16 protein-coding genes are annotated in these 19,275 nt (G+C 62.4%); 7 read left to right on the plus strand and 9 right to left on the minus strand.

Annotation, left to right across the window (positions count from 1 at the left end):
- The first annotated feature begins 196 nt into the window (after positions 1–196).
- From M1P90_RS08170 to M1P90_RS08185, 4 genes are all read left to right on the plus strand, one after another.
- Entirely contained in the window at positions 197–739 is a 543-nt protein-coding gene (locus M1P90_RS08170) for an N-acetyltransferase family protein (protein WP_483702113.1), read from the plus strand.
- 50 nt (positions 740–789) lie between these two features.
- Positions 790–1,734: an alpha/beta hydrolase gene (locus M1P90_RS08175; protein WP_483702114.1), complete on the plus strand. Its 945-nt coding sequence runs from the start codon at positions 790–792 to the stop codon at positions 1,732–1,734.
- Between the two features lie 13 nt (positions 1,735–1,747).
- Positions 1,748–3,331 (plus strand): acyl--CoA ligase family protein, encoded by a 1,584-nt coding sequence (locus M1P90_RS08180; RefSeq protein WP_483702115.1) that lies wholly within the window; start codon positions 1,748–1,750, stop codon positions 3,329–3,331.
- Positions 3,332–3,615: 284 nt separating this feature from the next.
- Complete coding sequence (locus M1P90_RS08185; protein WP_483702116.1) at positions 3,616–4,410, plus strand: enoyl-CoA hydratase; 795 nt, start codon at positions 3,616–3,618, stop codon at positions 4,408–4,410.
- Positions 4,411–4,629: 219 nt separating this feature from the next.
- Here the strand turns inward: M1P90_RS08185 and M1P90_RS08190 are convergent, their stop codons facing one another.
- From M1P90_RS08190 to M1P90_RS08220, 7 genes are all read right to left on the minus strand, one after another.
- Positions 4,630–6,171 carry an SMP-30/gluconolactonase/LRE family protein gene (locus M1P90_RS08190; protein WP_483702117.1) on the minus strand — a complete coding sequence of 514 codons (1,542 nt, stop codon included), beginning with the start codon at positions 6,169–6,171 and terminating at the stop codon, positions 4,630–4,632.
- 282 nt (positions 6,172–6,453) lie between these two features.
- Complete coding sequence (locus M1P90_RS08195; RefSeq protein WP_483702118.1) at positions 6,454–7,542, minus strand: alpha/beta fold hydrolase; 1,089 nt, start codon at positions 7,540–7,542, stop codon at positions 6,454–6,456.
- A gap of 60 nt (positions 7,543–7,602) precedes the next feature.
- Positions 7,603–7,977 carry a hypothetical protein gene (locus M1P90_RS08200; protein ID WP_483702119.1) on the minus strand — a complete coding sequence of 125 codons (375 nt, stop codon included), beginning with the start codon at positions 7,975–7,977 and terminating at the stop codon, positions 7,603–7,605.
- Between the two features lie 148 nt (positions 7,978–8,125).
- On the minus strand, positions 8,126–8,869 hold the full coding sequence (gene fabG / locus M1P90_RS08205; protein ID WP_483702121.1) for a 3-oxoacyl-[acyl-carrier-protein] reductase: 744 nt from the start codon (positions 8,867–8,869) through the stop codon (positions 8,126–8,128).
- 96 nt (positions 8,870–8,965) lie between these two features.
- A complete protein-coding gene (locus M1P90_RS08210; RefSeq protein ID WP_483702122.1) occupies positions 8,966–10,153 on the minus strand; it encodes an acetyl-CoA C-acyltransferase family protein in 1,188 nt (395 codons plus the stop codon).
- Between the two features lie 185 nt (positions 10,154–10,338).
- Entirely contained in the window at positions 10,339–12,291 is a 1,953-nt protein-coding gene (gene acs, locus M1P90_RS08215; RefSeq protein ID WP_483702123.1) for an acetate--CoA ligase, read from the minus strand.
- A gap of 88 nt (positions 12,292–12,379) precedes the next feature.
- Positions 12,380–14,284, minus strand: coding sequence for an acetate--CoA ligase (locus M1P90_RS08220; protein ID WP_483702124.1), 1,905 nt, complete (start codon positions 14,282–14,284; stop codon positions 12,380–12,382).
- Between the two features lie 260 nt (positions 14,285–14,544).
- Between M1P90_RS08220 and M1P90_RS08225 the strand changes: the two genes are divergently transcribed.
- Entirely contained in the window at positions 14,545–15,027 is a 483-nt protein-coding gene (locus tag M1P90_RS08225; RefSeq protein ID WP_483702125.1) for a GNAT family N-acetyltransferase, read from the plus strand.
- 168 nt (positions 15,028–15,195) lie between these two features.
- On the opposite strand, the gene fabG (M1P90_RS08230) is transcribed toward M1P90_RS08225, so the two are convergent.
- Complete coding sequence (gene fabG / locus M1P90_RS08230; RefSeq protein WP_483702126.1) at positions 15,196–15,975, minus strand: 3-oxoacyl-ACP reductase FabG; 780 nt, start codon at positions 15,973–15,975, stop codon at positions 15,196–15,198.
- 443 nt (positions 15,976–16,418) lie between these two features.
- Between fabG (M1P90_RS08230) and M1P90_RS08235 the strand changes: the two genes are divergently transcribed.
- A complete protein-coding gene (locus M1P90_RS08235; protein WP_483702127.1) occupies positions 16,419–17,579 on the plus strand; it encodes a cation diffusion facilitator family transporter in 1,161 nt (386 codons plus the stop codon).
- Positions 17,580–17,591: 12 nt separating this feature from the next.
- Positions 17,592–17,879 (plus strand): GNAT family N-acetyltransferase, encoded by a 288-nt coding sequence (locus tag M1P90_RS08240; protein ID WP_483702128.1) that lies wholly within the window; start codon positions 17,592–17,594, stop codon positions 17,877–17,879.
- A gap of 637 nt (positions 17,880–18,516) precedes the next feature.
- On the opposite strand, the gene M1P90_RS08245 is transcribed toward M1P90_RS08240, so the two are convergent.
- A complete protein-coding gene (locus tag M1P90_RS08245; protein ID WP_483702129.1) occupies positions 18,517–19,137 on the minus strand; it encodes a carbonic anhydrase in 621 nt (206 codons plus the stop codon).
- Positions 19,138–19,275: the final 138 nt, after the last annotated feature.

Here is a 19,275-nt window from a genome sequence, read left to right on the forward strand (position 1 = left end):
CAATCCCAAAACCCCAGACCCTAAACCCTCATGCGGTTCTGTGGTTCTGTGGTTCTGTGGTTCTGCGGTCTTCTCGGTCTGGGCGTATAGCAATACGCCCTTTGTCGGTTCTCGGTGTAACCTTTGTGTAACAGCCCGAGCCTATACTCGCCGCAATCCCTTCGTGCTAAAGTTCACGCATTAGAGGAGCCTAGAGATGGTCGAGCATCACGCCGCGACAGCGCGAGCGACGCTTCGGAACGGCCAGGAAGCAGCAATTCGCCCGCTTGCCGAAACCGACCGCGCCGCGCTGCTGGCCTTTGGGCAGCAACTGCTGCAAGACGATCTGCTCTACCTGGAAGACGATTTCCAGAGCAGCGAAATCATTGCGCGCCTGGTTAACGCGCACCAGGCCGAGAACTGGCGCCAGCTGGTTGGCGAGGTCGACGGCGAGATTATTGGCTACAGCTCGGTGCGCCGGTTGGTCGGCTGGTCGAGCCACGTCGCCGACATTGTGCTGCTGATCAATCCCAAGTGGCGGCGGCAGGGCGTGGGCGTGCTGCTGGCGCGCGCAATCTTCGACGCCGCCCGCTCGTTGGGCGTGAACAAAGTGATTGTTGAAATAGTCGAAGAGCAGGAGTCTGGCCGCGCAATTTTCGAGCAGCTTGGCTTCAAAGTCGAAGGCACACTCTCGCGCCACACCCGCGACCGCCAGGGCAATTACCACAATTTGCAGATTCTGTCGTATCATATCGACTAACGAATTCCATCCCAAGCTGGCCGATCTGCTGAACCGAACCGAGCGTGGGGATGCCCGACGACCGATCGAATGCAGCCGCCGTCACTGCGCCGCGTGCCCCTGGCATGTCGGATCAGGATCGCGCGGCCTTCGACCGGAGCTGCGCGGGCAATGAGCCCTACACGCTTGGCCGCGACTCGCTGCCGCAGGCGGGCGTGCCGCGCGGCACGATCACGCGCGCGTCGTTTGCCAGCAGCACAATCTACCCCGGCACCGCGCGCGATTACTGGCTCTATGTTCCGCAGCAGTACGACACCGCGCAGCCCGCCTGCCTGATGGTCTTCCACGATGGCGAGCGCTACCTCCGCGCCGATTTCAACGTCCCCACCGTGTTCGACAACCTGATCCATCGCGGCGAAATGCCGGTGACGCTGGGCCTGTTCGTCAACGCCGGCAGCCCCGGCCCGGGCAACCCTGTCTATGGCGGCGACGACAACCGCAGCTGGGAGTACGATTCGCTGGGCGACGCCTATGCGCGCTTTCTGCTCGAAGAAATCTTGCCGCCCATTCAGACGCGCTACGCCATTACCGACGACCCGGCCGGGCGGGCGCTGTGCGGTTATAGTTCGGGTGGTATTTGCGCCTTCACAGTGGCGTGGGAACGCCCCGACGCCTTTCGCAGGGTTGTGAGCCACTGCGGCAGCTTCACCAATATTCGTGGCGGCCACGTGTATCCCTGGCTGGTGCGCAACACGCCGCGCAAGCCGCTGCGCGTGTTTCTGCAAACCGGCAGCAACGACCTAGACGTGGTGATTGGCAGCTGGCCGATTGCCAACCACGACATGGCTTCCGCGCTGGCGTACAGCGGCTACGATTATGAGTTTGTGTTCGGTGAAGGCGGCCACACACTCATGCACGGCGCGGCGATTTTCCCCGACACCATGCGCTGGCTCTGGCGCGAATACTCGCAGCCCGCGCCCCCTGCCAGCACACAACGGCACGAAACGAATAGCTGAATGGGAGGTTGCGATGCAGCAACAGAGCAAGGTGTACCATAGCGACCTGACGCCGGTGAGCTTTTTGCAGCGCAGCGCCTACATCTACCCCGACAAGGTGGCGGTGGTGCATGGCGAGCGGCGCTATACCTACCGCGAGTTTGCCGAGCGCGCCAACCGCCTGGCCTCGCATCTGCGCGCCGACGGCTTGCAGAAGGGCGACCGCGTCGCCTTTCTCTGCCCAAATATCCCGCCCATGCTCGAAGCGCACTTTGCCGTGCCGGCCGCCGGTGGCGTGCTGGTGGCGATCAACACGCGCCTGAACAGCGACGAGATTGGCTACATCCTCCAGCACTCTGGCGCGCGCACGCTGTTTGTGGACGACGAGCTGGCCCCGCTGGTCGCCCCGCTCGACCTGGGCGACACGCGCGTGGTGCGCATTGCCGACACTGGCGCGCCCGACGACCCTTACGAGCAATATCTGGCGGCGGGTTCGCCCGAGCCATTGGCGAGCTGGCTGGAAGACGAAGACGACACCATCACGATCAACTACACCTCGGGCACCACTGGCCGCCCGAAAGGCGTGATGTACACGCATCGCGGCGCTTATATGAACGCGCTCGGCCAGATCATCGAGGCGGGCATGAGCAGCGATTCGGTCTACCTCTGGTCGCTGCCGATGTTCCACTGCAACGGCTGGTGCTTCACCTGGGCGGTTGCCGCGATTGCCGCCACCAACGTCTGCCTGCGCAAAGTCGAGCCGGCGCGCATCTGGGAGCTGTTCGATAGCGAGGGTGTGACCCACTACTGCGGCGCACCGACGGTGCAGATCGGCCTGATGAACCACGCGAGCGCCCGCCGCCTTGAGCAGCCGGTGACGGTGTTTGTGGCCGGCGCGCCGCCTTCGCCCACGCTGCTGGGCCAGCTTCAGGCAAGAAATTTCAAGCCGGTGCATGTGTATGGTCTTACCGAAACCTACGGCCCGATGACAAGCTGCGCCTGGCATCACGAATGGGACGACCTGCCCGCCGAGGAGCAGTCGCGCCTGCGCGCGCGCCAGGGCCAGGGCCAGATCGCCGCCGACCTGGTGCGCGTGGTCGATAACGACATGAACGACGTTCCATGCGACGGCGAAACCATGGGCGAAATGATCATGCGCGGCAATATCGTCATGAAGGGCTACTACAATCAGCCCGAAGCTACCACCGACGCCTTTCGCGGCGGCTGGTTCCACAGCGGCGACCTGGGCGTGTGGCACCCCGATGGCTATATCGAGCTGCGCGACCGCAAGAAGGACATCATCATCTCGGGCGGCGAGAATATTTCGACCATCGAGGTTGAGCAGACGGTGGCGAAGCACCCGGCGGTGCTGGAGTGTGCCGTGGTCGCCATTCCCGACGAAAAGTGGGGCGAGCGCCCGAAGGCGTTTGTGACGCTCAAACCCGGCGTGGACGCCACCGAGCGCGAGATCATCGACTTCTGCCGCAGCCTGATTGCGCACTACAAATGCCCGGTCGCCGTGGAGTTTGGCGAGCTGCCCAAAACCTCGACCGGCAAGGTGCAGAAGTTTGTGCTGCGCAACAAAGAGTGGGGCGAACGCACGAAGCGAATCAACTAAATGTTGAGTGTTGAGTGCTGAATGTTGAATTTAGCATTCTATAACGTTCAACCTGCAATCTATAAACCGCCGCATTTCGCACCCTTTGCGCGCTTTGCGGTGACAAACGTGACGTTCGTCCGTCATTCGTTTTTGGCATCCTGAGTAGGCCGCAGGCCGTATCGAAGGGTGCCACACGTCTTTCGTCTCGCAAACCGTTTGCGCTCTTTGCGGAACACATCGGCCTTCGGTCGCGAAACGTGCAATCTTCAAACCTGCAAACCTGCAACCCATACGAGGAAGCCATGACAGCGCTCACAGAACAAACCTACCAGCACATCCTGTTCGCGCAGGATGGCCCGATTGCCTCTGTAACGATGAACCGCCCCGCCAAGCGCAATGCCCTCTCGGTCGCGCATATGCAGGAGCTATTAAGCTGCTTTCAGGCCATCGGGGCCGAGCGCACGGTCGCCGCCGTGATCCTGCGCGGCAACGGGCCAGTGTTCAGCGCCGGGCACGACCTGGGCGAGATGGTCGGGCAGTCGCGCGAGTTTTACGAGCACGAGTTTGCGCTGTGCAGCGAGCTGATGGAAATGATTGTCGGCCTGCCCCAGCCAGTGATTGCCGAAGTACACGGCATTGCGACGGCAGCGGGCTGCCAGCTGGTGGCGAGCTGCGACCTGGCGGTAGCCGCTGAGGAAGCGCGCTTCGCCACGCCCGGTGTGAAGATCGGCCTGTTCTGCTCGACGCCAATGGTCGCGCTGAGCCGCGCAGTGGGCCGCAAGAAGGCCATGGAGATGCTGCTGACTGGCGAGTTCATCTCGGCGGAGGAAGCGCGCCAGTTTGGGCTGATCAATCGCGTGGTGCCGGCCGGCGAGCTGTCCGCCGCGACGCGCGCCCTGGCCGAAAAGATCGCCGCCGCCAGCCCGCTGGTGGTTGGCATCGGCAAGGCCGCCTTCTACCGCCAGGCCGAATTGCCCCTGCACGATGCCTATGCCTATGCCAGCGAGGTGATGACCGGCAACGCGCAGCTTGAGGACGCGCAGGAAGGTATGTGCGCCTTTCTTGAGAAGCGCCAGCCCGAGTGGCGTGGACGCTAGCCATTTACGATTTAAGATTTTGGATTTACGATTAAAATCGGCGTTTTTCTTGTTTATTGTGCCAGTTCTGCGCTATGCGCAGAACTGGCACAATAAACAAGAAAATACCTTGCTGCCGCAGGCGAAAAAGCGCGGCATCCTGATGCTGGAAATAGAGAAGCGCCGCTGGTTACGAGCCAGCGGCGCTTCAACGTTAGAATGCGCAAGTGCGCAATCGGTTTATGGCGCGGGCACGCTCACAACCGTGAACGGCAGCACCGGCTTGACATTGTCGCCACGCTTGTTGAACTGCGAGTTCACCACCAGCAGGTTTGTGTCGGCCTTGGCGATGGTGGTTGGGTAGGCGAACAGCTCGTTGCTGGTGCTCGATACCACCGTGCCGCTGGCGAAATCGCTGGCCAGGGTGATCTTGACGATCACGCCATTCTGGTTACGCACAACATACAGCGTCTGCCCGTCGAGCAGGATGCCGTCGCCGTTCGTTACCGTCTGCCCACCCAGGCTGATCTCCATCACTTCCTTGGTGCTGGTGCTGATGCGGAACAGCTTGCCCGTGTTCGACTGCACGACAATCAGGTAGGCGCCGTCGGCGGTCGAGGCAATACCATTCAGGTTGAAGCCCTGCTGGTACTGAATGGCCGTGCCGTTAAGCTCAAGCCAGGCCTCGCTGGCCAGCTTGCCGTCAGTGCCGGTGTAGACGCGATACAGCACCGGGCTCTGCGAGTCGGTGAAAAAGGCATCGCCATTTGGCAGCACCGTCACGTCGTTGATAAAGGTCGGCTGGCGCATGCCGCTGAACTTGCCCAGCAGCGCGCCATCGGCGGTGTTGTACGCAAACATCTGGCCGGTTGCGCCGCCCGAAATGAACAGGCGACCCTTCGAGTCGACTTTCATGCCGGTTGCGCTGGTGCGGCCATCGCTGCCACCTGCCAGGAAGGTCTGCGCAGCGGCGTTGCTCTTCACGTTTGCGCGGAAGATCGTGCCGTCGGTGGTGCTGCTAACGTAGAAGTTGCCGTTCGAGGCGTCGTAGGCCACGCCCTCGGGGAAGACGGCATTGCCCGGCAGCACAAAACGGCTGCCGTTGGCTTCCATCTCGGCGTTCAGGCGGCCCAGCAGCACGTTATAGGGCGGCTGGTTTTCGGGGTGCAGCTCGAAGCGCGCGCGCTCGAACCACTGCACGGTGTACTCCTTGCCCTCGACCATTTCGGTCATCTCGTCACTCAGCGGCAGGCCGAACAGCGCAAGGTTTTCGGCCTCGCTCTTGCCGTTCTTGCCGTCGAACTCCAGGCCGCTGGCATGCCATGTCTTCAGGATGTCGCCGCAGACGTTATGCCCGGTTTCGGGGAAGAAGCGGCAGCCGGCCTTGGCCTCGCTCTTCGGGAATGTAAACCAGTCGCGGCCCTGCTGCGCCAGCGTATCGGCACCCAGGCGGCCCAGCAGCACGTCGTAGGGGCGCGCATTCTCGGGGTGCAGCTCCAGGCGCGTGCGCTCGAACTGCTGCGCCTGGTAGGTTTTACCTTCGATCTGAAGGTCGTGCTGCGCGCCAAGCGGCAAGCCAAACACCGACAGGCCGCCATTCTGCTCCCAGAACTCGCGGATGCGCCCGCTGATGCACGAGCCCGTCTCGGTGAAACAGCGTTCGCTGGTTTGCGCGGCGGCGCCAGTTGGCGCAAGCCCCACCAGCAGCGCGGCAATTGCCAGAATGCCAGGGAATGGCAAGAAATTCCAGCGTGCGCGTCGTCGCGTCGTGTGCGTCTCCAAATGCTCTCTCCTTCCTTGTGCTGGCCTCCACCAGCACCATTCCTGCGCTTGCATGAAGCAAGCACCTGGCAGCGCGTCCGTCGGGCTGCCGCATGTCTAGCAGCAAGGTCGGTGCCACAAAGTGGGTTGGAGGTTTGAACGTTTGAAGGTTGAAAGTGCAACGACCGCCGAGCAACAGTGTCTCGCTATAAAAGAGAAAGGACGAACAACCAAGTCTCCTTGGTCATTCGTCCTTCGTCTTCGGCCGTACCAGAACGCTCTGCGCTCTGCGTTCTGCGCTCTCTAGTCAGATCGCTTCGCCAGCCAGCTTTCGATATGCGGCCAGGTGTTCTTTTCCGCGCCGCTGCCCGCCATCATGCCAATGTGCCCGCCGCGAATGCGGAACAGCTCCTTGTCGGCGCTGCCGATCTTGTCCATCGCGCGCTCCGACTGGCAGGGCGGCGTGATATGGTCGGCCTCGGCGATGACATTCAGCAGGTTGGCGTGTAAATTCGCCAGGTGCACCGGCTCGCCGCGCGCGACCAGTGTGTCGTTCATCAGCCGGTTTTCTTTATAGAAGTCGTTGATCAGCTGGCGATACGCCCCGCCCGCCATCGGGATGACTTCGCGCACCCAGGTGTTCATTGCGTGCCACGACTCGACCACCTTGGGGTTCTGGATGTTATCCCAAAGATTGACATAATTGCTGACGTAGTTTTCGACCGGCTTGAGCGCCTTTGCGCCATAGTCGATCATTTCGCCAGGAATATTGCCCATGGTGTCGACGATGCGGTCGGCATTAAAGGCCTTTTCGCTGGTCCAGCGAATGAAGCCGCCGGCCTGCTTGTCGGAAAAATCGAGCGGCGCGGTCAGCAAAATCAGGTTCTTCAGGCCGTCGTCGCCGCGCACGCTCGCGTAGATCGTCGAGATCAGCGCGCCCAGGCACCAGCCAAGCATGCTGAACTCATCCGAGCCGCTGAACGATTTCAGCTTGCGGATCACGCGTGGCAGGTATTCCAGCGCATAATCGTCGAACTTAAGGTTGCGATCTTCCGGGCCGGGAATGCCCCAGTCGAGCAGGTAGACATCGAAGCCTTTGTTGAGCATGTATTCGACAAAGCTGTGGCCGGGGCGCAGATCCAGCACATACGGCCGGTTCATAATCGCGAAGACTAGCAAGAGCGGAGTGCGATGCCGTTGGGCGGCTGGCACAACCGGGATGTAGTGGTACAGCTTGGCCTTATTCAGCGACCAGATCGTTTCTTTGGGGGTTTGCGCGATCTTGGCGTCGGTGGAAAGCAGCCGGCCGAAGGTACGGGTATTGTCGGCAATGCGCTCCATCTCGGCATAAAGCTCGGCCAGCGCCGGCGATGGGTTTTCAATCGCGGTCATAGGTGTCTCCATAGAGCGGCGGCGCGAGCAGGCAAAACGCCCAACTGCGCCGCCGGGCGATTACGCGCTTTCTTTCGGTTCTTTGGCCTTGGGCGCGGGCTTGCGCGCCGCGCGCTGCGCCTCGTCGAGGCGGGCTTCCATGTCGTCCAGCCGCATCTCGATGTTGGTCAGGCGCTCGGCCATGCTGGTGATGTCGGTGCGCGTGGGCATGTTCAGGTTCGTCAGCACCTGCGTCATGGTCGACTCAAGCGCCTTGCGGAAGGGCGTCGAGGTCGTCAGCCAGGCGTCGAGCATCGCGCCAGTGGCCTGGGCGTAGGCGTCGGTGTTGACAAGCTGAACCATCATTTTCGACCAGGCATCGAGGCTTGAGTCGCGCATGTTCTTGAGCATGCCGGTCGGGTCGAAGGGGTTGATATTGTCGTTTTTCTGGCTCATCGCAGTTCCTTTTCTGTGTTTCGCACGGGCGCATTGTAGCGCGAAAAAGTTACACGCGGGTTTCATGCGGCCCAAAATCGAATGCGTAGTGCGCCGGCAACCCGACACGCACTACGCACTCATACGCGGTTTAGGGCAGCAGCGCGCGCTACATGTACACGCCGCCGTTGATGTTGATCTGCTGCCCGGTGATGTAATCGCCCTCGGCGGCCAGGAAGGTCACTGCCTTGGCGACTTCTTCAGGCATGCCGAAACGACCCATCGGGATCTTGGCCTTGATCTGATCCTGCACGTTTTCGGGCACTTTCGCCAGCATGTCGGTGAGCGTGAAGCCCGGCGCAATCGAATTCACCGTGATGTTGTAGCGCGCCAGCTCAATCGCGGCGGTTTTGGTGAAGGCGATGATACCGCCCTTGCTGGCCGAGTAGTTGGCCTGACCGAAGTTGCCGGCCTGGCCGACATACGAGCTGATGTTGATGACGCGCCCAAACTTCTGGTCGATCATGGTGGGCATGGCGGCTGAGGTACACCAGTAGACGCTGTTGAGGTTGGTGTTCACCACGCTCAGCCAGTCGTCGTCGGTGAGCTTGCGCATGGATTTGTCGCGCGTGATGCCGGCATTGTTCACCAGAATGTCGAGCCGGCCATACTGCGCGACCACGCGCTGAACCATGTTGCGCGCTTCTTCTTTGTTGCCCACGTCGGCCTGGGCGAGCATGCAGTTGCCGCCGAGGTTGGCGATCTCGTCGGCCACGGCCTGTGCCTCGGCCTCGCCCGAGCGGTAGTTGAGCGCCACTGCCGCGCCAGCAGCAGCAAGATCGAGCGCAATGGCGCGGCCAATGCCACGCGACGCGCCGGTAACAATCGCGACTTTGCCGTCGAGTTTGCCCATGGTAATCCTCCTTATTAGGCTGTTGGGGCGCAGCAGGCACGTATGCCTTGGCTTATGAAAGGCCGCCGAGCCTGCTGCGCCCTTACATGGTGTTTATTACAGCTTCTCGAAGATCGCCGCAATGCCCTGCCCGCCGCCGATGCACATCGTCACCAGTGCGTAGCGGCCGCCGCTGCGCTGAAGTTCGGCGAGCGCCTTGACGGTGAGAATTGCGCCGGTCGCGCCGATCGGGTGGCCGAGCGAGATGCCGCTGCCGTTCGGGTTGACCTTGTCCATCGGCAGGTCGAGGTCGCGGCAGACGGCCAGCGCCTGGGCGGCAAAGGCTTCGTTCACCTCAAACACGTCGATGTCCTTGACGCTCAGGCCCGTGCGGTCGAGCAGCTTGCGCACCGCCGGCACCGGGCCGATGCCCATGTACTTTGGCTCGACGCCGGCGTGGCTGTAGGCCACCAGCCGGCCCAGCGGCTTGTAGCCGCGCGCCTCGGCGGCTTTGCGCTCCATCAGCACCACGGCCGCCGCCGCGTCGTTGAGGCTGGAAGCGTTGCCGGCCGTTACGCTGCCGCTCTTGTCGAACACCGGGCGCAGCTTGGCCATTTTTTCGAGCGAGGCGTCGCGCCGCACGTTTTCGTCGGTGTCGAACGCGGCCGTGCCACCCTTTACCTTCACCTCAACCGGCATGATCTGGTCCTTGAAGCGGCCCTCATCAATCGCGGCGGCGGCGCGCTTGTGGCTCTCGACCGCCAGCGCATCCTGGTCTTCGCGGCTGATCTCCCAGCGCTTGGCGACATTCTCGGCGGTGATGCCCATGTGGCAGTCGTCGAATGGGTCGCTCAGCGCGCCAACCATTGCGTCGACCATCTTGCTGTCGTTCATGCGCGCGCCCCAGCGCATGCTGGTGGCGAGGTAGGGGCTGCGGGTCATGTTCTCGGCGCCGCCCGCCACAGCCGCGTCAGCATCGCCCAGCAGAATGGCCTGCGCGGCGGAAACAACCGCCTGCAAGCCGCTGCCGCACAGCCGGTTCAGCGTCAGCGCGGGCGTCTCGACCGGCAGGCCGCCCTTGACGCCGGCTATGCGCGCCAGGTAGTGGTCGTGCGAGTCGGTGTGAATGACGTTGCCGAACACGACATGGCCAATTTCTTTTGGCTCGACGCCAGCGCGGCTCACGGCCTCGCGCACGACCATCGCAGCCAGCTCACTGGGCGGAATGTCTTTCAGCCCACCACCAAAGGTACCGATTGCGGTGCGCACACCGCTCAGCACCACGACTTCGCGTGAATCGCTCATGAGCAAAACTCCTTTATTGTGCGGTTGTTGATGCGGCGCAGGGGTGGGACGTCGCAATTATTATGGCTGGATGAGGCCATTCGCGTGTTGTGTTTTCACAACGTTAGGCGCGAAATTGGCAATCCTGCAATTGAGGGCTAGTCTGGCAGGGCGGCGAAACATGCCGCCGCCCTGCCTGCGCCGTGTTACGCTTCGAGCGTGCTGGTATCGCCTTCGGGCAGGCCCAGCGCGCGCGCCTTGAGCACGCGGCGCATGATCTTGCCCGAGCGCGTTTTGGGCAGGCCCGGCACGAAGTTGATCGTTTCGGGGCGGGCGATTGGGCCCATTTCCTTGCCCACGTGCTTGCGCAGCTCTTCGGCCAGCGCGTCGCTCGCCTCGTAGCCCTGTCGCAGAATCACGTAGGTGTGAATGGCCTGGCCCTTCAGCTCGTGCGGCAGGCCGATTGCGGCGGCCTCGGCCACGGCCGGGTGCGAAACCAGCGCCGACTCGACCTCGGCGGTGCCCAGGCGGTAGCCCGAGACCTTGATCACGTCGTCGATGCGGCCGATCACCCAGAAGTAGCCGTCTTCGTCCTTGCGGGCGGCGTCGCCGGCGGTGTAGAAGCCGGGCAGGCGCGTCCAGTACTGCTCGACATAGCGCTTGGGGTCGCCATAGATCGTGCGCAGCATCGAGGGCCAGGGCTTCTTGATCACCAGCAGGCCATCATCCGCGCCAGTGGCGGGCTGTCCTTCCTCGGTCAGCACGTCGGCCTCGATGCCAAAGAAGGGCTTGGTGCCCGAGCCGGGCTTGAGCGGCGTGGTCGGGTTTGGCGTGATCATAAACGCGCCGGTTTCGGTCTGCCACCATGTGTCCATAATCGGGCAGCGATCCTTGCCGATCACATGGTGGTACCAGCGCCACGCCTCGGGGTTGATCGGCTCGCCCACCGAGCCTAGCAGGCGCAGCTTGCTCAGGTCGTACTTGTTCGGCCAATCTTCGCCAAAGCGCATCAGGCCGCGGATGGCGGTCGGCGCGGTGTAGAGGATCGTCACGCCGTACTTCTCGGCAACTTGCCACCAGCGCCCGGGGTTCGGGTAGCTGGGCGCGCCTTCGTAGATCACTTCGGTGGCGCCGAGCATCAGCGGGCCGTAAACGATATAGGAGTGGCCGGTGATCCAGCCCGGGTCGGCCGCGCACCAGTACACATCGTCGGGCTTGATGTCGAACACGAAGCTCAGGGTGGTAGCGACCTGCACCTGGTAGCCACCGCAGGTGTGCACCAGGCCCTTAGGCGCACCGGTGGTGCCCGAGGTGTAGAGCATGAACATCGGGTCTTCGGTGTCCATCTGCTCGGTGGCGCAGGGGTCGTCCATACCCGGCTGCGCGGCCAGCTCGTGCCACCAGAAGTCGCGGCCTTCCTTCATGGTAATGTCGTGGCCGGTGCGCTTCAGCACAATCACCGATTTGACGATATCCTCGGCGCGATCAACCGCTTCGTCGGTGATCTTCTTCAGCTCGACGATCTTGTTGTTCATCCAGCCGCCGTCGCCGGTGATCAGTACCTTCGACTTGGCGTCCTCGATGCGCGAGTGGAGCGCCTCGGTGCTGAAGCCGCCATACACCACCGAGTGCATCGCGCCGATCTTGACAATCGACAGCATGGCGATGACCAGCTCGGGCACGCGCGAAAGGTAGACCGTCACGCGGTCGCCCTTCTCAACGCCCTGCGACTTCAGCACATTCGCGAAGCGGTTGACCTCGGCGGCGAGCTGGGCGTAGGTGTAGGTTTTGGTTTCGCCCTGCTCCGATTCCCAGATGATCGCGATTTTGTCTTTGTTCGCGCCAGTGGCGTGCCGGTCGATCGCGTTGTGCACGACGTTGGTTTTCGCGCCGGTGAACCACTTGAAGAAGGGCGCTTCCGAGTCGTCGAGCACTTTCTCCCAGGGCTGGTACCAATCGAGGAATTTGCTGGCCATCTCGCCCCAGAACTGCTGCGGGTTCTCGATCGTCCAGGCATACAGCTCGTCGGCGTTGGCGAAGCCTTTTTCGCGCGCGTAGGCAGTGACGTTGGCGTTATCAACGACATTCTCGGGCGGGTAGTAGAACTTCGGGTACTCGCCCGCAGTCTCGTTCGGTGGGGTTTGCTGGTCAGTGGTCATCGTCGAACTCCTTCCTGGCAATTGTTCGAATCGGAAGCTTGGGGACTTCAAGTGTACGCGGAAGCCCCCAAACCTGCAAACGGGCTATTTATGCCTTCACCTCGGCCTTCAGCTGCTCGAAGGCATGGCGCGCTTCTTCCACCGAGGTTTCGTCTTCAATGGTTGAGGTGTCGCCGGGCGGCACGCCCATCGTCACAGCCTTGAGCACACGCCGCATGATCTTGCCTGAGCGCGTTTTGGGCAGCATGTTGACGAACTCGACATCGCCAATCACGGCGACCGGGCCAAGCTCGTTGCGCACCGTGTCGATCAGCTCTTTGCGCAGTTGATCCGAGGGCTGGAAGCCCTGTTTCAGCACCACAAAGGCCGAAATGACTTCGCCGCGCAGCTCGTCGGGCCGGCCCGTCACGCCGGCTTCGGCTACGGCGGGGTTCTTCAAAAAGGCGGTTTCAACCTCGATCGTGCCGAGGCGGTGCGCGGCGATCTTGATGATCTCGTCGGCGCGGCCCGCAAACCAGACATAGCCGTCCTCGTCGATGTGGGCCGAGTCGCCGGTGGAATACACGCCCGAAATGCGCTCCCAGTAGTCGCGGCCATAGCGCTCGGGCTCGCCCCACAGCTCGGCGGTCAGACCGGGGAAGGGGCGCTTGATCGCCATGATGCCTTTTTCGCCGGCTGGCACAGGCTGGCCGTCGGGCGTCAGGATCACCGCTTCGATGCCGGGCAGCGGCACGCCCGAGGAGCCGGGCTTGATCGGCAGCAGGCCCAGGCCGTAGGGGTTGCCGAAAATCGGCCCGCCCGTCTCGGTCTGCCACATATGGTCGATCACCGGTATGCGGTCTTTCAGCACGGTGCGCTGCAGCCACTCCCAGGCCGGCGCGTTCAGCACCTCGCCGGCGCAGAAAATGCGCTCCACCGAGGAAAGGTCGTGCTTCTCAACATGCTGCTCGCCATAGCGCATCAGCAAGCGCACCGCCGTGGGCGAAGTGAACAGGCCGGTGATGCCACACTCTTCCACCAGCGCCCAGATCGCGTCGGGGCCGGGGTGGTCGATCGAGCCTTCGTAGACGATGGTGGTGCAGCCGCGCAGCAGTGGCGCGTAGACCATGTAGGAGTGGCCGACGATCCAGCCGATGTCGGAGGTCGCCCACCAGACGTCGTTCTCGGTCATGCCAAACATCCACTTGCCCATGCTGTGAATGTGCACCTGGTAGCCGCCCTGCTTGTGGATGGCGAGCTTGGGCTTGGCAGTGGTGCCCGAAGTGGCCAGAATAAAGGCCGGGTCGTTCGATTCCATCGGCTCGTAGGCGCCGCTCTGGCCTTCGCCACGCGCCATAAAGTCGTCCCAGCTCAGGTCGCGCTCCTGCGTGGCCGCCTCAACGCCGCCGCGCGTGAGCATAATGACATGCTCGACCTTGTCGCAGCCCAGCGCCATGGCATTATCGACCAGGCCCTTGAGCGGCACGTCTTTGCCCTTGCGGTAGGTTTTGTCGGCGGTAAACACCAGCCGCGACTCGCTGGCCTTGACGCGATCGGCAAGCGCGCCCGCGCCAAAGCCGGCAAACACCACCGAGTGAATCGCGCCGATCCGCACCGTCGCCAGCATGAGCATGATCGACTCGGGGCAGGGCGGCATGTAGATCGTCAGGCGGTCGCCCTTGCCGATGCCCATGCCGCGCAGCGCCGCCGCAACTTTTTCGACGCCGTGGAGCAGCATGGCATAGGTCAGCACGCGGCGCTCGCCACGCTCGGTGGCGTAGATCAGGGCGGCATGGCCGCCGCGCCCGCGCTCCATGTGGTAGTCGAGGGCGTTGTAGGCCAGGTTGGTCTGGCCGCCAACAAACCAGCGGAAGGTGGGGTATTCCCACTGAAAAGTTTGGTCCCACGGGCGCAGCCAGGGCAGCTCGGCAGCTGCACGCGCCCAAAACTGCTCAGGATCGTCTGCGGCATCCTGACGCCAACGCCGTACATTCGGGTGAATGGGTTGCATCATCGCACCTCTTTCCTTGGCTCATCCCTGAATCGCTCGCAAGGAATCCGTTGACTGGCTGGGCTTGTACGTTATAGTGGGGGTGCTGTGCTGGAATATGGTACTACTATACGCGGGAAGTATCAAGCGCGGTCAAGATTTTTGTGAATTTTCTGTAAATGTGATTTCAGGCACAAACGCTGCCCGGCGCAGAAAAACGCACTCTATTCGGGCGCTCATTCATTTTGTGTAAAGAAATGGTAAGGCATCGGCGGAGGAAGGTTATGGCTGCGTATGAAGTTCGGGCGCTGGGCGACGCCGACCGCACGTGGGTACAGGCATTTGTGATCGCACACTGGGGCAGCGAGATTGTGGTTGGGCATGGGGTTGTGTTCCACCCGCACACGCTGCCAGGCTTTGCTGCGTGGGATGGCGCCGAGTGCGTGGGGCTGCTGACCTACCAGATCGCGGGCGCTGCCTGCGAGATTGTGACGATTGACAGTGTGCGCGAGGGCGCGGGCGTGGGCGGCACGCTGATCGCGCAGGTGGCGCAGACCGCGCGGGCGGCTGGCTGTGCACGCCTGTGGCTGGTTACCACCAACGACAACATGCGCGCCCTGCGCTTCTACCAGCGGCGCGGCTTCCGCATTGTGGCGGTGCACCCCGGCGCAGTCGATCGGGCGCGGCAACTCAAGCCCGGCATTCCGCCGCTTGGCTTTCACGGCATCCCGCTACGCGACGAGCTCGAATTGTCGATAGAATTGTGAACTTGGAGACGGTTTTTTTACCACGGAGGCACAGAGGCACAGAGGATTTGGGGTCTGGGGATTAGGGTTTGGGGGTTCAGAACGTTCAAACACGCCCTTTCACCCCTTCACCCCTTCATCGTGTCATCGTGTCGTCAGATATACTGCTGACCGCCGCCTGCCAACTGCCTATGTTCCCAGCACCAGCCCGCCGTCGACGCTCAGCACCGTGCCGTTGATAAAGCTCGCCTCGTCGGAAGCCAGGAACAGGTAGGCGTTCGCGATGTCACGCGGCTCGCCCATGCGCCCCACGGGCGTGTGCTCGACCATCGAGGCCAGCACCTTGTCGGGCATGCCGCGCGTCATGTCGGTGGCGATAAAGCCCGGCGCAACCGCGTTGGCCGTTACGCCGCGCTTGCCAAGCTCGCGCGCCCATACTTTGGTCATGCCCACCACCGCCGCCTTGGTGGCGACATAGTTCGTCTGGCCGAAGTTGCCATACAGCGCCACCACCGACGCCGCGCTAAGAATGCGCCCGAAGCCCTGCCGCACCATAATCGGCGCAATCGCCTGCGTGCAGGTGAACACGCCTTTGAGGTTGACATTCAGCACCGCGTCGAACTCGGCCTCGCTCATCTTGCCAACAACCTCGCCGTCCTTGACCTTGACCAGCTGCGCGTCGCGGGTAATGCCGGCATTGTTCACCAGAATGTGGATCGTGCCGAACTGCGCCACGGTGGCCGCCACCGCCGCGTCGACATCGGCGGCTGAGGTGACATTCACGCGGAAAAAGGCCGCCTGGCCGCCATTGCCGCTGATCTCTTCCACCAGCTCCTGCCCGGCTTGCTCGACCATATCCCAGATCGCCACAGCGGCGCCTGCATTCGCAAATGCCAGCGCGGTGGCGCGCCCAATCCCGTTGGCTCCGCCGGTAATTACTGCAACACGGTGTCGTAGTTCTATGCTCATAGCAGTAGGTCTCACTTCCTTGTTCATCTCTACATAATGCGACTATACCAAGCAAATGTTACACCAGAGTTACATGAATCAGCCGATTCATCGCCTTGCGCCTGATGCGATATGAAGCTCAGGGATCTGCAAATTCGGGCGTGCAAATGCAGTTTCGTGGCCTGAATTTGCATCAGGTGGCGGAACGTGTTGTGCTAACGAAAGTATACCGCTCAATCGTGGCGTCTGGTGCGCGTGGAGGTCTGCCAGCTGTGTGGCGATATGGTACTATAGCAAAGTGCAGAAGGAATTTGGCCACAGAGAACACCGAGAACTCCGAGTTTTGACTATCACCCTCAGTGGCCTCTGTGCACTCTGTGGCTCGACCGTTTTGCTCTCGGCTATATATCGCTTCACAGGAACAGCCATACTGTACTGGCTTGCGTGCGAAAAGGAGTGAGGCCATGAGCGAACCGCACCCGCACGACCACGACGCGCACGATGATCACACGCACGATGACCTTGCCCCTGCGGCGCACGACCACGACGACCATGAGCACGACGCACACGACGACCACGACCACGCGCATGGCGACCATGATCACGACGATCACGACCATGCGCATGCTGGCGGGCTGCGCGGGCTGTTCGAGGGCGTATTTCACACCCACAGCCACAGCGCCTCGCGCACCGACCGCGCTCTCGAATCGAGCGAGCGCGGCATCTGGGCACTGAAAATTTCGCTGCTTGGCCTGCTGGCCACGGCAATCTTTCAGGTTGTTGTTGTGTTCATCAGCGGCAGCGCGGCGCTGCTAGCCGATACCATCCACAACTTCGCCGACGCGCTGACGGCCCTGCCGCTTTGGCTGGCGTTTGTGCTGGGCCGCCGCCCGCCAACGCGGCGCTACACCTATGGCTATCGGCGCGCCGAAGACCTGGCGGGCATTTTCATTGTGCTGGTGATGCTGGCCAGCGCCGCGCTGGCGGCCTGGGAGTCGTACCAGAAGCTGATTAACCCGCAGCCGCTCGCCAACCTCGGCTGGGTGATTGCGGCCTCGATCATTGGCTTTGCGGGCAACGAGCTGGTGGCGCTGTTTCGCATTCGCGTCGGGCGCGAGATCGGCAGCGCCGCCCTGGAGGCAGATGGCCTGCATGCGCGCACCGATGGCCTGACCTCGCTGGCGGTGCTGGTGGGCGCAATCGGCGTGGCGCTGGGCTTCCCGCAGGCCGACCCGATCATCGGGTTGCTGATCACCATCCCGATTTTGCAGGTAGTCTGGGGCGCATCGAAAACCGTGTGGGAGCGCCTGATGGACGCGGTCGATCCGGCGCTGGTCGATTCGATTGAGCGCGAGGCGCAGCGCGTGGCGGGGGTGCAGAGCGTGGGGCAGGTGCGCGTGCGCTGGCTGGGCCACAACCTCGAGGCCGAGCTCCATGCCGCCGTCGATGGCACGCTTTCCACAGTCGAAAGCCACGCCATCGCGCAGGAGCTTGAGCACAGCCTGTTGCACGCGCTTCCCCAGCTCGAAACCGTGACCGTGCATGTCGACCCGATTGGCACCGCCGACGAGGATTATCATGCCGCGACCGCGCATCATCGCCCGGCGCGCACGCCTTCAACGTAAAAGAGGAGCACTATGAGCCAGAACATCGAAGTGACGCATAACATCGCTGCCAGCCGCTTTGAAACCACCGTCGACGGCTTGCAGTCGATTGCGGAGTACAGCCGCAGCGGCGACCAGATTCTATTTACGCACACCTATGTGCCGGGCCAGCAGCGCGGGCGCGGCATTGCGGGCGAGCTGGCCCACGCCGCGCTGGAATACGCCCGCGCTGAGAACTTGCAGGTTGTGCCGCTGTGCTGGTATATCGCGCAGTACATTCGCCGCCACCCCGAATACCAGCCGCTCGTGCGCGACACGTAGGGCAGGTTTGCGGGTTGCAGGTTGGCAAGTTGCAGGTTGGCAAGTTGCAGGTTGGCAGGTTGCAGGTTGGCAGGTTCAGTTTGTGCTGCTTGCTGCCAACTGCCTGCCGCCTGGTTCTTGGTTCTCGGTTCCGTAGTTCTGCGGTTCCGTAGTTCTGCGGTTCAGTGCGTGCTGCTTGCTGCCAACTGCCTGCCGCCTGGTTCTTGGTTCTCGGTTCCGTAGTTCTGCGGTTCAGTGCGTGCTGCTTGCTGCCAACTGCCTGCCGCCTGGTTGTGCGGTTCTCGGTTTCGTAGTTCTGTGGTTCTTGGTTCTCGGTTCTTGGTTCGGTGCGTGCTGCTTGCTGCCTACTGCCTGCCGCCTGGTTCTTGGTTCTCGGTTCCGTAGTTCTGCGGTTCCGTAGTTCTTGGTTCAGTGCGTGCTGCTTGCTGCCTACTGCCTGCTGCCTAGTTTTGCAGTTCTCGGTTCCGTAGTTCTCGGTTCCGTAGTTCTGCGGTTCCGTAGTTCTGCGGTTCTGCGGTTCTCGGTTCCGTAGTTCTCGGTTCCGTAGTTCTCGGTTCTGTGGTTCTTCGCTCTGCGGTTCAGTAGTTCGGCGCCTACTGCCAACTGGCGAGTGCCAACTGCCGCCTGGTTCTTCGCCCTACGCCACACCGTCGAAGAACTCGACCGCGCCGGTTTCGAGCGAATACTCCGCGCCAACCACCAGCAAGCCATCGTGCTGGCTCATCTGCTCAAGCATCTCCGAGCCGTGGCGCAGCTGGTTGGCCGAGCTGCGCACATTGGCGCGCACTGCCTCGCGCATCAGCGCCGCCGGGTCGTGGCGCAGATCGGTGGCAAGCAAGCCCTGCACGGCCGGGCGGATGCGGTTGACAATCGACTGCAGGTTGCGCGACTGTATTTCGGTAGGCTGCTGCAGCTCGTTGATGGTAGCAGTGACGGCCCCGCAGCGCGTGTGGCCCAGCACCACCACCAGGCGCGTGCCAAACTGCTCGGCGGCAAACTCCACGCTGCCAATCTGCGAAGGCGCAATAATATTGCCGGCGATGCGGATCACAAACAGATCGCCCAGCCCCTGATCGAAAATAATTTCCACCGGCACGCGCGAATCCGAGCAGCCAACCACCACGGCGAACGGCTCCTGCCCGCCGAGGATTTCGTCGCGCCGCGCCTGGCCGGTTTGCGATGTCATGCGCCATTCGCCCGCCACAAAGCGCTGGTTCCCTTCCTGCAAGCGCGTCAGCGCTTCAGTTGCTGAGAGCATTGATAATCTCCTGTTTCCGTGCTGCTACCCCCGTGCGCTGCGCGCCGTCGGCAGCATGCGCCCTGCGCAAACGTGGCAGGCGGCGCGGGCATATCCTACTGCATAATTGCGAATCGCGGTGCAGCTTGCTGGCGCGCA

The organism is Kouleothrix sp. 19917 (genome assembly GCF_057073505.1).